Here is a 13142-nt window from a genome sequence, read left to right on the forward strand (position 1 = left end):
TGAAGATGCGGAAATACATCTTCGCCGAGTGCGGCGGGATCTACCTCATCGATCTGAAGAAGACGCAGCGGGAGCTCGAACGGGCACACGAACTCGTGCGCCGGACGATCGTCGAGGGCAAATCCGTGCTCTTCGTGTGCACCAAGTCGCAACTCGCCCGCGTCGTGCGGGGGGAGGCCGAGCGGTGCGGCTCCTTCTACGTCACGGAACGCTGGCTCGGCGGCATGCTCACCAACTTCCAGACGATCAAGAAGAACATCGCGCGCCTGAAGGAACTCGAGCGCGGCGTCGAGGAAGGGGCGTTCGAGTTCTACACGAAGAAGGAGCGGCTCCTCCTCGAGCGCGAGCGCGAGAAGCTCGACCGTTATCTGTCCGGCATCAAGGAGATGACGCGGCTGCCGGGGCTCGTGTTCGTGGTGGATTCCACGCGCGAGGATATCGCGGTGCGCGAGGCGAACCGCCTCGGCATCCCGGTCGTCGCGATCGCGGACACGAACGCGGATCCCGATCTCCTCACCATCGCCATCGCGGGCAACGATGACGCGATTCGCTCCGTTTCCCTGATCACGCGCTCGATCGCCGACGTCGTTGAGGCGTCACGGCGCGAGATTCCGGAGGCGGGACGCGAAGAGGCCGAGGCGCAGGCGTACACGTACTCGAGCGACGCCGGCGGGGTCGCCGACGCGGCCGGCGGTTCGCGCCGCCGGAGGCCGAGGCGCAAGCCGCGTCCCGAGGTCATCGCTCAGCGACTGCACCATCCGGCCGTGATAGAGAGCGCCGAAGGGGGCGCCGAGCCGGCCGAGGGCGATGCGAAGGCCGAAGCGGCCGACAACCCGGAGCCCGCGGCGGATGCCGGATCGGAGGATGCCGAAGCGGCAGTCGTCGGAGAGGTGGAGTCAGAAGAGAAGTGACCAAAGGGGCCACTTCGGTGGCCCTTTTTTTTGGGAAGGAGACATGGAGACCATGACGCAGATCACGGCCGGGGCGGTGAAGGCTCTCCGCGACCGGACAGGTGCCGGGATGATGGACTGCAAGCGCGCGCTCATCGAATCGGAGGGAGATGCGGAGCGGGCCATCGACCTGCTCAGGAAGGCGGGCGCGGCGAAGGCGGCGAAGCGCGAGGCGCGCGCGGTGTCGGAGGGTACGATCCGCATCGCGATGCGTGACGGGTCCGCCTCGATGGTCGAGGTGCTGAGCGAAACGGACTTCGTAGCGCGCAGCGAAGCGTTCGAGGATTTCGCGCGGGATCTGGCGGATCGGCTGTTCGACCTCCCGCTGCAGGACGGGGAGACCGTGCGCGGCGATGCGCTGCTCCAGCTCGAGGGGGGAGGCGCAATCGAGAGCCACCTCAACGAACTGCGGGTCCAGGTCGGAGAGAACGTCCAGGTAGGACGCGCCGTGCGCTATGACCTCGGCGCGCACGGGGCCTTCGCGTCCTACGTCCACTTCGGGAATCGCATCGGCGTGCTGCTGGAGGTTTCGGGCTCGGGCGACGCGGCGCTGGAGGCGGCCCGCGGGATCGCGATGCATGCCGCGGCCACAAACCCCCGGGGCGTGTCGCCGGACGACATTCCGGAGGCGGAGGTCGAACGCGAGCGCAAGTTGCTGACCGAACAGGCGCTGGAGCAGGGCAAGCCGGCCTCGATCACCGAAAGGATCGTGGAGGGCCGCATGCGCAAGTTCTATGAGGAGAACGCGCTTCTGTGGCAGGCCTACGTGCGGGATCCGGACCTGACGGTGAAGGACGTTCTGGGCAAGGCGGGAGAGGATCTGGCGGTTCGGCGGTTCGTCCGCTTCGAGGTGGGCGGCTGAGTTCCGCGGACCGGATTCCTGCGGGTGCGGGCGGCCTGAAGTATCGCCGCGCCCTCGTGAAGCTCTCCGGCGAATCGCTCGCCGGAAACCGGGGGTTCGGCATCGACCCGCCCGTCATCGAGAAACTCACGCACGAGATTCGCCGCGTCCACGAGAGCGGCGTGAGCCTCGGGCTCGTCGTGGGCGGCGGGAACATCATGCGCGGCACGGTGGCGAGCGCGCGCGGCATGGATCGCGTGAGCGCGGACTACATGGGCATGCTCGCGACCGTGATCAACGCGATGGCGCTTCAGGACATGCTCGAGCAGTCCGGCGTGGAGACGCGGGTCATGTCCGCCATCCGGATGGAGGAACTCGCGGAGCCCTACATCCGGCGTCGCGCGCTGCGCCATCTCGAGAAGCGTAGGGTCGTGATCTTCGCCGGAGGTACGGGGAACCCGTATTTTTCCACCGACACGGCGGCCGTGCTCCGGGCGATCGAGATGGAAGCCGACGTGATCATGAAGGCGACGCGGGTCGACGGCGTGTACACGGCGGACCCGGAGACCGACCCGGAAGCCTCGCTCATCGACGAGATCGGGTATCTTGAGGTCATGACCCGTGAACTCGGCGTCATGGACGCGGCGGCGATCTCGCTGTGCAAGGACAACTCGCTGCCCATCGTCGTCTTGAACATCAAGCGGCCGGGTGCAATCCTGGCAGCGTTGCGAGGCGAGAGGATCGGGACCCTCGTCGCGTAAGCAGACCCGGGCTGCCCGGGTGGCCGCACCCGAGTCCCGGCGGACTCGCGAAGATCGGAGGGACGGTGCCGGAGGAGACGCTGGAGAATGCGGTCCTGGCGATGGAAAGCGCGATCGAGGCGATTGCGCGGGAATTCGCCACCGTTCGTACGGGCAAGGCGACGACGGCGATTCTCGACGGCGTGAGGGTCGAGGCGTACGGCTCGATCGTCCAGCTGCGCCAGGTGGCGAACGTCAGCGCCCCCGAGCCGACGATGCTCCTCGTGCAGCCGTACGATCCGAACATCGCCCGCGATGTGGCGCGCGCGATCCAGAGCGGCGACCTGGGGCTCAACCCTTCCGTGGACGGCGCGGTGGTCCGGGTGCCCATCCCGCCGCTGACCGAGGAGCGCCGGCGCGAACTCGTCAAGATCCTCCACCGAATGGCGGAGGAGGGCCGGGTGTCGATCCGGCACGCGCGGCATGAAGCGCGCGATCGGCTCCTGAAGATGCAGCGGGACGGGGAGGTCGGCGAGGACATCTGCCGCCGCACGATGACCGAGGTCCAGACGCACACCGACGACTACGTGAAGAAGATCGACGCGATGCTGACGCGCAGGGAAGCGGAGGTGATGGAGGTTTGAGCGGATCGAGAGACATCGCCGGTGCCCTGCGGGCGTACGTAGCCGGGCGGGATCGCGTCTGGGAGCACGGTCGCAAGCTCGGCCGATCCGCGACCGCCTCCGCGGACTCCTCCCGCGAGGGCCCGTCGGAGATCGCGTTCGGAGAGTTGCCGGCGCGGCCGAAGTTCGGCGTCTCCGTGGCCGGGGAACTGGATTTCCGCCGCGGCCCGGCGGCGTGGCGCGACCGCCCCCCGCAAGGAGAATCCTGACGCCCGGCGCCGTCGCCCCGCCGACGGCGGGCGCCGGCGTGGAGGCGCGCCTGCGGGGTGCGCTCCAGGCGGCCCCGGAGCTTCTGCCGCGAGGCTCGTGCGTCCTCGTGGCCCTTTCCGGCGGATCGGACTCGCTGGCGCTCCTCCATCTTCTTCGCGCGCTGAGCGGGTCCTGGCCGCTGAAGCTGCGGGCGGCCCATTTCGATCACGGGCTCCAGCCGGAAAGCGCCGCATGGGCCGCGCGCGCCGCGGAACTCTGCCGCAGGGCCGAAGTGCCGTGCGACGTGGGCCGCGCGACCGGACTCAAGGGCGGCCCGGCGGAGTGGCGGGCGGCCCGCTACGCGTTCCTTGCCGAGGCGCGGCGTCGGGCCGGAGCGGATCGCGTCGCCCTCGCGCACCAGCGCGACGATTACGTGGAGACGGTGCTGCTGAACCTCCTGCGCGGTCCCGGCTTTCGCGGACTGGCCGGCATCCCCGCCCGTCGCGGCGCCTTCGTGCGTCCGCTGCTCGGCTTCGCGCGAGAGGAGCTGAGCGGCTATCTGCGGGCCACGGAACGGGAGTGGGTGAAGGACCCCGCAAACCGGCATCCCCGTTACCGGCGCTCGCGGGTGCGGTACGGGCTGGTCCCGGCGCTGGCCGACCGGGAGCCAGCCATCCGCCGACAGCTGGCTCAACTCGGACGGAATGCCCTGGTGGCCGAGGGCGGGCTGGAAGCGGGCGTCCGGCGGCTCCTTTCCACCGCGGGATACCGGGAAAGCGCCAGCGGAGCGCAAATTGCCCGGTCCGTACTGCTGGGGTATGATCGGGCGGCTCGCGGGCGCATGTTGCGGCGGGTTGCCCGGGACATGGGCTTCCTGGTGTCCCGGCGCGGAACCCGCGTGGGCGCATCCTTCATCGACAGGGGGAAGAGCGGGCACGGAGTGGACATCGCGGCGGGTCTGCGGGTCGAGCGGGAGTTCGACCGGATTCTCGTACGGCGTGTGCGCGAGGCGCCGCCCGACCGCGAGTTCGAGATCGACCGGACGCGGGCCCGGCGGGCGGGGCGGGAGCCGATCCGCCTCGGCGGAAACGACTACGAGGTGCGCTGGGGTGCCCTCGAGGGCACGGAACGCTGGGCCACCGCGCTCCCCGTCGACGGGGTCCAGTTCCCGATCCGGGTACGGGCGCCGCAACCCGGAGACCGGATCCGCACGCGGGCCGGGTCGCAGAAAGTCGCGAAGCTCCTGATGGAGCGCCGCGTGCCGGCCTCGGATCGTTCAGGCGTGCCCGTCGTCGCGGACGCAGACCGGAGAGTGCTGTGGGTGGCCGGACACTCCAGGGCGGCGGTGGAGCCGGTCGACCCCGGAGGAGCGTGGTTCGCCATTGGATTCACAGAGCGCCGACACCGGCACGATGACAGCCGCGGAACGTGAGTTCACGGAGTACACGGGGGGCGAGCCCCTCGGGCACATCGTCTACTCGGCGTCGGAGATCGCGGCCCGGGTCGCCCGCATGGGAGCCGAGATCGCCGCCGCCTACCCGCCGGACGCCGACATCCTGCTGCTCGGACTGCTCAAGGGATCTTTCGTGTTCCTCGGCGATCTGGTCCGCCAGATTCGGCGTCCGCTGCAGGTCGACTTCCTCGTCGCGTCCAGCTACGGCAAGGGCACGAAGAGTTCGGGCCACGTGGAACTGCTCTACGACCCGCGGGCCCCGATGGCCGGCCGGCACATCATCATCATCGAGGACATCGTCGACAGCGGCACCACGCTGAACCAGTTGTGCGGCGGGATCGCCGAGCGAGGTCCCGCTTCTCTCGAGATCTGCGCGCTCCTCCACAAGCGCATCGCCCCGGATCTGGAGTGGGAGCCGCGGTGGGTTGGCTTCGATGCACCAAATGAGTTCCTTGTGGGGTATGGATTGGATCATGGGGAGGATTTTCGTCACCTTCCCTTCATCGCGTGTCCCCGTACGTGAGCCGTACGCGGGACGGCCGCAGGCGAGACATCGGAGCTTGAACAGGTCGGAATAGATCAAAATGAGACAAGAGCAGCCGCAGAAGCCGGACGGCAGCGACGCCTCGGGGCGCATGCATCGATGGCTCAGGACGGCGTCATTCTGGGCCCTGCTGATCCTGATCCCCGTCGCCCTCCTCCAGTTCATGGGGGGCGCCAGGGAGGGCCGGGAGACGCTGAGCTATACGCAGTTCCGAGAGCAGATCGAGCAGCGGAACATCGAGTCGATCCAGGTGCGCCTCGGCACCGGCGAGGTGGAAGGCAGCCTCCGGAGCGCGATCACCGTCGACGAGGCGGAAATCGGAAACTTCCATCTTCTTCTGCCGACGCGGGAGATCGGCGATGCCCTCATGAGCGAACTGCTCGAGGCCGACATCACGATCGAGACGCTCCCCGCGCGCAGCAACTGGCTCAACGTGTTCATCTCGATCCTTCCCTGGATCTTCATCATCGGGCTCTGGCTCTTCGTCATCCGACAGATGCAGGCCGGAGGTTCGCGAGCGTTCAGCTTCGGGAAATCGAAGGCCCGACTCCTGAGCGGAGACACGCCGAAGATCACCTTCGCCGATGTCGCGGGATGCGATGAAGCGAAGGACGAACTGCAGGAGATCATCGAGTTCCTGAAGGATCCGCGGAAGTTTTCGCGGCTGGGCGGGCGCCTGCCGAAGGGCGCGCTGCTCGTCGGGCCGCCGGGGACCGGCAAGACGCTCCTCGCGAGAGCCGTGGCCGGGGAGGCCGGCCGACCGTTCTTCTCGATGTCCGGCTCCGACTTCGTGGAGATGTTCGTCGGCGTGGGCGCATCCCGCGTGCGCGATCTCTTCGAGCAGGGGAAGGCCCAGGCGCCGTGCATCATCTTCATCGACGAGATCGATGCGGTCGGACGCCACCGCGGGGCGGGTCTCGGGGGCGGGCACGACGAGCGTGAACAGACCCTGAACCAGCTGCTCGTGGAAATGGACGGGTTCGAATCGAACGAAGGCGTGATCCTCCTCGCGGCGACGAACCGGCCGGATGTGCTGGACCCCGCCCTCCTGCGCCCGGGTCGCTTCGATCGCCAGATCGTGGTCGACAATCCCGATATCAAGGGGCGTGAGGGAATCTTCCAGGTGCACACGCAGGACATCCCGCTCGCCGACGATGTCGACCTCGCGGTGCTGGCGAAGGGGACCCCCGGACTCTCCGGCGCGGATATCGAGAACGTCGTGAACGAGGCCGCGCTCATCGCGGCGCGGGACGACAAGGATCGCGTCTACATGGAGGAGTTCGAGCGGGCCAAGGACAAGGTCATGCTCGGCACCGAGCGCCGGAGCATGGTGATCTCCGATGAAGAGCGCCGCGTTACGGCCTACCACGAGGCGGGGCATGCCGTGGTCGCCCTCCGCGTTCCGGGCCTGGATCCGCTCCACAAGGTGACGATCGTCCCGCGAGGGCGGGCCCTCGGGATCACGGCTTCGCTCCCCGAGGAGGACCGCCACAACTACACGAAGGAATGGCTCGAGGGCCAGCTCAAGATGCTCTTCGGCGGGCGCGTGGCCGAAGAGATGATGTTCGGCGACGGCAAGATCACGACCGGCGCGGGCAACGACATCGAGCGCGCGACGGATCTCGCGCGCCGCATGGTCACGCAGTTCGGGATGTCGCCGGCCGTGGGCGCGATGTCCGTGGGAGACCGGGAACAGGAGGTCTTTCTGGGCCGGGACCTCTCGCAGCGCCGCGAGGTCAGCGAGAAGACGGCCGAACTCGTGGACGGCGAGATCAAGCGCATCCTGGATGAGTCGTACGCCGCCACGGGTGCCGTCCTCGAAGCGAACCAGCCGCTGCTCGAAGCGATCGCGGAGGCGCTGCTGGATCGCGAGACGCTCGATTCGGACGACATCAAGCTGCTCGAGGAGGGCAGGGAGCTGCCGGCCCCGGCCCCGGAACCCGCCCCACCGGCACCGCGACCGGCGGTCGTAGAGCCGGCGCCGCAGCGCGAGCGTCCGCTGGAGGGTGCGGGGGGCGAGCCCGCCCCGGCCCCCGCCTAGCTTTTCGACGGTGGGGGCGGCGCGCACCTGGCGGGCAGGCGACCGGGAGATCTCTCTCGAATCGCCCGTGATCGCGGGGATCCTGAACGTCACGCCCGATTCGTTCTCGGATGGCGGCCGGTTCGAGCAGCCCGGGAAGGCGATCGAGCGGGCCCGTCAAATCGCGGAGGAGGGGGCGGCGATCCTCGACATCGGGGCCGAGTCCACCCGCCCCGGAGCCGATCCGGTGCCGGCGGACGAGGAATGGGCCCGGCTCGAACCCGTTCTCCGCGGACTGCGCGATCTCCCGATCCCCATCTCCGTGGACACGCACAAGCTTGAGGTGGCGGAGCGGGCGGTGGACGCGGGGGCGACGGCGATCAACGACGTGACGGCCCTGCGCGCCGAGCCGGCGCTGGCGGGGCTCGCGGCCCGGACGGGCGTCGGGCTCGTCCTCATGCACATGCGCGGCATACCCCGAACCATGCAGCTCGATACCGCCTACCGCGACGTCACGACGGAGGTTCGCGGCGCTCTCGCCGACGCGCGGCAGGCGGCGCTCGACGCGGGCTGCGAAGCGGGGCAGATCGCGCTCGACCCGGGGCTTGGCTTCGGCAAGTCCGTGGACGGGAATCTCGAGCTGCTGGGCCGTCTCGACGAGATCGCGTCGCTCGGAGCGCCCGTCTGGATCGGCCCGTCGCGCAAGTCCTTTCTCGGGGCGCTGCTCGATCTGGGGCCGGCCGAGCGCGTGACGGCCTCCGTGGCCGCGTGTCTGGCCGCGGCGCGGCGCGGCGCCGATGTCCTCCGCGTGCACGATGTCCGTGAGACGCGTCAGGCGCTGGACGTCGAGCACGCGATCGCTGCCCGCCGCGCCGGCGACGTTCGCGGCGCCCGCCCGTTCGTCCGTCCGCGCGCGGCCGGAGGGCGGAGCTGATGGGCGCCCTCTGGAACTACGTCGGCCTCCTCGAGATCGATCTCCTGGACGTGTTCGAGATCACCGTCGTCGCGGTCCTCATCTACCGGGTGCTCATCCTCTGGTCGGGCACCCGGGCGTTCCAGATGCTGTTCGGCCTCGTCCTCCTCGTCGCGGTGTATGCGGCGGCGGGCTGGCTCAGCCTCGACCTCATCCGGTCGATCCTCTCCCAGGCCTTCACCTACGGTGCCTTCGCGCTCATCGTCGTCTTTCACCCCGAGCTGCGGAACGCTCTCGCCCGGATCGGCCGCAGCCGCGTACTGAGCGCGCTGACCCGGCTGCAGGAGCGGAGCGAGGCGGTCGCGGACGAAATCGCGAAAGCCGCGGCCGAACTGTCCCGCACCCGGACGGGGGCGATCATTGCGATCGAACGCGAACTGTCTCTCGAAGAGTACATCGAGAAGACGGGGACGCCCCTCCGGGCCGACGTGTCGTCCAGCCTGCTCGTGTCGCTGTTCACGCCCAAGTCGCCCCTCCACGATGGGGCGGTCGTCGTGCGCGACGGGCAGATCGTGGCCGCCGGCGTCCACCTTCCGCTCACACAGTATCCCCTCAGCGACCGGACGCTGGGGACCCGGCACCGGGCGACGCTCGGCCTCTCGGAGGAGACCGACGCGTACGTCGTGGTCGTGTCCGAGGAGACGAGCCAGATTTCTCTCGCGCGTCGCGGCGTCCTGCGCCGGAACCTGTCGTCGCAACAGCTCCGCGATCACTTGGCCGCCGATGTGCCGGCGCCCGAGCTGAGCCGCCCCGGTGCCGATCTCGACGCGGAGTCCGCGGATCGGCCGGACGGGCCCAAGCGGTTTGACGAGGCCCCGTCCGTCCCCTAAACTTTTTGCGAGTTACGACCAGGCCGGGACCGGGCGACAAATCCCTCACGGGCAGGCGATATGGGCAATCAGTACGAGTTGCTGACGCTGTTCACCGATGGCGGGTTCATGATGTACCCCCTCGTCCTCTGCTCGCTGATCGCGATCGGAGTGATGCTGGCCAAGGCGTGGACCCTTTGGATTGCCCACCGCGACTCCAGGAAACTGCTCGACGAGATCGAGAACCTCGGAGTGAGCGGCCGCCTCGGTGAAGCGATCACGACGGCGGAGGAGACGCGGGGACCCGTCGCGGCGATCCTGCTCGCCGGCCTGCGCCGGCTCCGCGACCGTGGCAGCGACGCCAGCTCCGACGGGAAGGACATCCAGAAGGCCATCGCGACGACGGGCGTGATCGAGCTCGACTTCCTCGAGCGCGGCCTGACGGTCCTGGGCACGATTGCCAACGTCGCCCCGATGCTGGGCTTCCTCGGTACCGTGATCGGGATGATCCTTGCCTTCCAGGCCATCGAGATTGCCGGGCAGGTGGAGCCGGGACTCGTCGCCGGCGGCATCAAGGTGGCGCTCATCACGACCGCCACCGGACTCTCGATCGCGATCCCCGTCAACATCGGCTACAACTTTTTCGTCACCCGCATCGATCGTCTCATCCTCGACATGGAGGAAGGGGCGCAGGAGGTGCTCGGGCTTATCTGGGACCTCGAGGATCGGCACGCGTAGCGGGCGAGCCGACGAGCCCCGGATCGGACCCGGGACGGCAAACGGAGAAAGAAGTCCACAATGGCGATCATGAAGCGCAAGCAGAAGGTGTCGGACGAGATCCCGACTTCTTCGATGGCGGACATCGCGTTCCTCCTCCTGGTCTTCTTCCTCACGACGACGGTGTTCAACGAGGAACGGGGACTGCCGATCGTGCTCCCGGAACAGTCCGAGGAGCAGGATGTGTCGGGCAGAAACCTGATCTTCTTCATCGTGCAGCCGGACGGCCGCGTCATCGTGCGCCGGGGCGAGAGCGAGCAGGAACAGGTCGTGGCGCACACGCAGGTGGCGAACATCCTGCGCACCGAACTGGCGGGCAACGAGAATCTCATCGCCGCCATTCAGACCCACCCCAACGCGCCCTATCGTCACATGGTGAACGTGCTCGATGAGGTGAAGCTGGCGGGCGCCGAGCGAATCTCGCTACAGGAGATGGAGAACTAGATGGCCATCAAGGACAGCGGCTTCAAGAAAAAGTCCGGCTCGGACGGGTCGATCCCCACCTCATCCATGGCCGACATCGCGTTCCTCCTTCTCATCTTCTTCATGGTGACGACCGTGTTCCGGAAGGATCGGAACCGGCAGATCGAGTGGACGACCGCCGAAGCCACCGAGAAGATCGACGAGAAGCGGCAGAACATCCTCCATCTCTGGGTCCAGCGCGACGGTTCGGTCTGGATCAACGACGTACTGACGCCGTTCGAGGACATCTCGGAAGCGGTGCGGCCCATCTACGCGGAGAACCGCGAACTCGTGGTCGCGATTCGCGGCGACTCCGAGGTGCCTTATCAGCAGATCAATACGATTACCGAAGAGCTGCAGGCGTCCGGCGCGGTTCGCGTCACCTTCGCCACACGACTTGAGCAGCGCGCCATGCGAGCGCGGCGCTAGGGACTGCCAGGCTGCCAAGCCAGGCGGCCAGACGGAGCAGACACACGACGGGTTTCTGGAGACCGGGAGAGAAACGATGGAAGAGACCGGCATTCGGCTCACCGCTAACGATCAGTTCAAGCGAGCGAGCACCAACTGGACGCAGATCGGCCTCATGGTTGCCGTCACGCTCCACTTCGGGCTGTTTGTCCTCGTACGCCCGTTCGAGGCCGCGGATCTCGGCGTGGTGGCCGATGAAATCGAAGCGGTGGCGTTGCCGCCCGAGGTGAAGATCCCGCCGCCGCCGGAGCAGATCGCCCGTCCGGCCACGCCGCGGGTCGCTTCGGTGGACATCTCCGAGGACATCACGATCGCGGAAACGACGTTCGAGTCGTTCACGACGGATAACGCCCTGCCCCCGCCTCCTGAGACCGGGAGCCCGGCGGACCGGCCGTCCTTCATCGCGTACGATACGCCTCCGGTGATGCTGAACGGGGGTGAGATTCAACAGATTCTGGAGCGGGAATATCCGCGCACGCTGAAGGATGCCGGCATCGGCGGTCGCGTCGAACTCTGGCTCTACGTGACCGAGAATGGCGCCGTCGAGAACTTCGAGGTGAAGACCTCGTCCGGGAACGGCCTGCTCGACGAGGCCGCGGGGAAGGTCGTTCAGCAGATGAGATTCACGCCCGCAAAGAACCGCGACAAGGTCACGGCGGTCTGGGTCTCCCAGTTCGTGACGTTTCAGGTGATCTAGCAGATACCGAAGGTCCGGCTGCCGCCGGATATCGTGGGTTAGCGCCCGGCGCCGCCAGAGCGACGCCGGGCGCTCGTTTTTTTGGTCCATGGGTACCGCCTAACGCCCGAAGCGTGGCTCGCATCGCCGGACGCCGGCCCGTAGACTGTGCCGCGTGACGAAAGACCAGGTCGAGGCCCGGCTGGCCAAGGTGACCGAGCGCATCGAGGCTGCGGCGAGGCGGGCCGGACGGCGCGCGAGCGACGTCGAGATCCTTCCCGTGACGAAGGGACATCCGGCCCGGGGAATCGAGATCTTGAAGGCCCTGGGCGTGAGCCGAATCGGCGAAAACCGGGTGCCGGAGGCCGAGGCCAAGCGGTCGGAGCTGGGACCGACGCCCGGTGTCGCGTGGCACCTGATCGGCCGGCTGCAGCGCAACAAGGCGCGCCGCGCGATTCGGCTGTTCGACGTCGTGGAGTCCGTGGACAGTGTGCGGCTCGCCGGCACGCTGAGCCGGATCGTCGCGGAGGAGGGGGGCGAACCGGTCGAGGTGCTCGTGCAGGTGAACACGTCGGGGGAGGCCGCGAAGGCGGGTCTGGGCCCGGATGTGGCGCTCGACGCCGTAGCCGAGATCTGCGAGCTGTCGGGCCTGCGCGTGGCCGGACTGATGACGATGGCGCCCTTTACGGCGGAGGAAGCTGTGGTTCGACCCGCGTTTCGTGGCGCCGCGCGGCTGCTGGAGCGCTGCCGGGCGGAGATTCCGGACTTTGAGGGCCGGGTGCTCTCGATGGGGATGAGCAACGACTTCGAGATCGCGATCGAGGAGGGGAGCACGCGGGTGCGGCTCGGCACGGTGCTACTGGGGGAAAGATGATCGATCTGACGCCGCTCGACGTCCGCAAGAAGAAGGACGATTTCAGGCGTTCCGTGCGCGGTTACGACGCACAGCAGGTCGATGCGTTTCTGGCGGTCGTGGCGGAGTGCCTCGAACGCCACGTGCGGGAGCACGTTGTGCTCACCGACCGGATCGAGCAGCAGAAACACCAGTTGGAGAGCTACCGGGCGCGCGAGCGGGCCCTCAACGAAGCGCTTCTGGCCGCACAGGAGTTGCGCGAGGAGGCCCGTCTCCAGTCCGAGCGCGATGCGACTGTGCGGGTCCGCGAGGCCGAGATGCACGCGGGGGCCGTGCTCGCCGACGCGGAACGAGCCGTTCGCCTCTGCCACGACAAGGTCGAAGATCTGAAGGCGACGCGGGGCCGCTTCCTCGCCTCCCTGCGGAAGCTGTTCGAGCGTTTCGAGGAATACCTCGACTTCGAGGATGAACGGTTCGGGGATGGATCGAGCGATCTGGATCGGTTCCTCGAACGGCTGCGAGGAATGAGCGGAGGACCCGAGCCCGTCGAGCCGCCACGGGACGGAGCCGGCGAGGTTGCCGCCACGGAGGCCACGGCTCCGACATCCGATATCGAGTCCCCGCCTCCATCGATTAGCCGGGTCGACGTCGGCGGTTCGGGCGCCGCGTCGACCTGACCGCAGCGCCCGGCTGCGCACGCCCGC

At 68.2% G+C, this 13142-nt stretch carries 16 protein-coding genes; all 16 read left to right on the forward strand.

The genetic code is table 11. From position 1 onward, the window contains the following. On the forward strand, nt 1–911 hold a 911-nt coding region (gene rpsB, locus OXN85_04320), incomplete at its 5' end, for a 30S ribosomal protein S2 (GenBank protein MCY3599182.1). 52 nt (nt 912–963) lie between these two features. Next, a complete protein-coding gene (gene tsf / locus OXN85_04325) occupies nt 964–1812 on the forward strand; it encodes a translation elongation factor Ts (GenBank protein MCY3599183.1) in 849 nt (282 codons plus the stop codon). A 14-nt stretch (nt 1813–1826) separates the two neighbouring features. Continuing rightward, the gene (pyrH, locus tag OXN85_04330; protein MCY3599184.1) at nt 1827–2552 is read left to right on the forward strand and encodes a UMP kinase; all 726 of its coding nucleotides are present in this window, start codon (nt 1827–1829) and stop codon (nt 2550–2552) included. A gap of 65 nt (nt 2553–2617) precedes the next feature. Beyond that, nucleotides 2618–3175 (forward strand): ribosome recycling factor, encoded by a 558-nt coding sequence (gene frr, locus OXN85_04335; GenBank protein ID MCY3599185.1) that lies wholly within the window; start codon nt 2618–2620, stop codon nt 3173–3175. After that, nucleotides 3172–3423, forward strand: a complete 252-nt coding sequence (locus tag OXN85_04340) for a hypothetical protein (GenBank protein MCY3599186.1) — start codon at nt 3172–3174, stop codon at nt 3421–3423. The genes frr and OXN85_04340 overlap by 4 nt, the downstream gene beginning before the upstream one ends. Next, a complete protein-coding gene (gene tilS, locus OXN85_04345; protein ID MCY3599187.1) occupies nt 3390–4835 on the forward strand; it encodes a tRNA lysidine(34) synthetase TilS in 1446 nt (481 codons plus the stop codon). The genes OXN85_04340 and tilS overlap by 34 nt, the downstream gene beginning before the upstream one ends. Then, nucleotides 4816–5379: a hypoxanthine phosphoribosyltransferase gene (hpt, locus tag OXN85_04350; GenBank protein MCY3599188.1), complete on the forward strand. Its 564-nt coding sequence runs from the start codon at nt 4816–4818 to the stop codon at nt 5377–5379. The genes tilS and hpt overlap by 20 nt, the downstream gene beginning before the upstream one ends. Before the next feature lie 112 nt (nt 5380–5491). After that, on the forward strand, nt 5492–7441 hold the full coding sequence (gene ftsH / locus OXN85_04355; GenBank protein ID MCY3599189.1) for an ATP-dependent zinc metalloprotease FtsH: 1950 nt from the start codon (nt 5492–5494) through the stop codon (nt 7439–7441). A 10-nt stretch (nt 7442–7451) separates the two neighbouring features. Beyond that, nucleotides 7452–8354 (forward strand): dihydropteroate synthase, encoded by a 903-nt coding sequence (gene folP / locus OXN85_04360; GenBank protein ID MCY3599190.1) that lies wholly within the window; start codon nt 7452–7454, stop codon nt 8352–8354. Further along, on the forward strand, nt 8354–9223 hold the full coding sequence (cdaA, locus tag OXN85_04365) for a diadenylate cyclase CdaA (protein ID MCY3599191.1): 870 nt from the start codon (nt 8354–8356) through the stop codon (nt 9221–9223). The genes folP and cdaA overlap by 1 nt, the downstream gene beginning before the upstream one ends. A gap of 60 nt (nt 9224–9283) precedes the next feature. Next, nucleotides 9284–9940 carry a MotA/TolQ/ExbB proton channel family protein gene (locus tag OXN85_04370; protein ID MCY3599192.1) on the forward strand — a complete coding sequence of 219 codons (657 nt, stop codon included), beginning with the start codon at nt 9284–9286 and terminating at the stop codon, nt 9938–9940. A 60-nt stretch (nt 9941–10000) separates the two neighbouring features. Beyond that, nucleotides 10001–10423: a biopolymer transporter ExbD gene (locus tag OXN85_04375; GenBank protein MCY3599193.1), complete on the forward strand. Its 423-nt coding sequence runs from the start codon at nt 10001–10003 to the stop codon at nt 10421–10423. Then, nucleotides 10424–10870: a biopolymer transporter ExbD gene (locus tag OXN85_04380; protein ID MCY3599194.1), complete on the forward strand. Its 447-nt coding sequence runs from the start codon at nt 10424–10426 to the stop codon at nt 10868–10870. Nucleotides 10871–10946: 76 nt separating this feature from the next. Further along, nucleotides 10947–11606 (forward strand): energy transducer TonB, encoded by a 660-nt coding sequence (locus OXN85_04385; GenBank protein MCY3599195.1) that lies wholly within the window; start codon nt 10947–10949, stop codon nt 11604–11606. A 154-nt stretch (nt 11607–11760) separates the two neighbouring features. Next, nucleotides 11761–12459 (forward strand): YggS family pyridoxal phosphate-dependent enzyme, encoded by a 699-nt coding sequence (locus OXN85_04390; protein ID MCY3599196.1) that lies wholly within the window; start codon nt 11761–11763, stop codon nt 12457–12459. Beyond that, nucleotides 12456–13115, forward strand: coding sequence for a DivIVA domain-containing protein (locus tag OXN85_04395; GenBank protein MCY3599197.1), 660 nt, complete (start codon nt 12456–12458; stop codon nt 13113–13115). The genes OXN85_04390 and OXN85_04395 overlap by 4 nt, the downstream gene beginning before the upstream one ends. Nucleotides 13116–13142 lie beyond the last annotated feature (27 nt).

The sequence above is a fragment of the Candidatus Palauibacter australiensis genome, from assembly GCA_026705295.1.
GTDB classification, from domain to species: Bacteria; Gemmatimonadota; Gemmatimonadetes; order Palauibacterales; family Palauibacteraceae; genus Palauibacter; species Palauibacter australiensis.

What these genes read in the sequence shown, in the direction of transcription:
- OXN85_04380 (MCY3599194.1), top strand. Translation starts at nt 10,424, where the DNA reads ATGGCCATCAAGGACAGCGGCTTCAAGAAAAAGTCCGGCTCGGACGGG.
- ftsH (MCY3599189.1), top strand. Translation starts at nt 5,492, where the DNA reads ATGCATCGATGGCTCAGGACGGCGTCATTCTGGGCCCTGCTGATCCTG.
- hpt (MCY3599188.1), top strand. Translation starts at nt 4,816, where the DNA reads ATGACAGCCGCGGAACGTGAGTTCACGGAGTACACGGGGGGCGAGCCC.
- OXN85_04395 (MCY3599197.1), top strand. Translation starts at nt 12,456, where the DNA reads ATGATCGATCTGACGCCGCTCGACGTCCGCAAGAAGAAGGACGATTTC.
- cdaA (MCY3599191.1), top strand. Translation starts at nt 8,354, where the DNA reads ATGGGCGCCCTCTGGAACTACGTCGGCCTCCTCGAGATCGATCTCCTG.
- OXN85_04370 (MCY3599192.1), top strand. Translation starts at nt 9,284, where the DNA reads ATGGGCAATCAGTACGAGTTGCTGACGCTGTTCACCGATGGCGGGTTC.
- OXN85_04375 (MCY3599193.1), top strand. Translation starts at nt 10,001, where the DNA reads ATGGCGATCATGAAGCGCAAGCAGAAGGTGTCGGACGAGATCCCGACT.
- tsf (MCY3599183.1), top strand. Translation starts at nt 964, where the DNA reads ATGACGCAGATCACGGCCGGGGCGGTGAAGGCTCTCCGCGACCGGACA.
- OXN85_04385 (MCY3599195.1), top strand. Translation starts at nt 10,947, where the DNA reads ATGGAAGAGACCGGCATTCGGCTCACCGCTAACGATCAGTTCAAGCGA.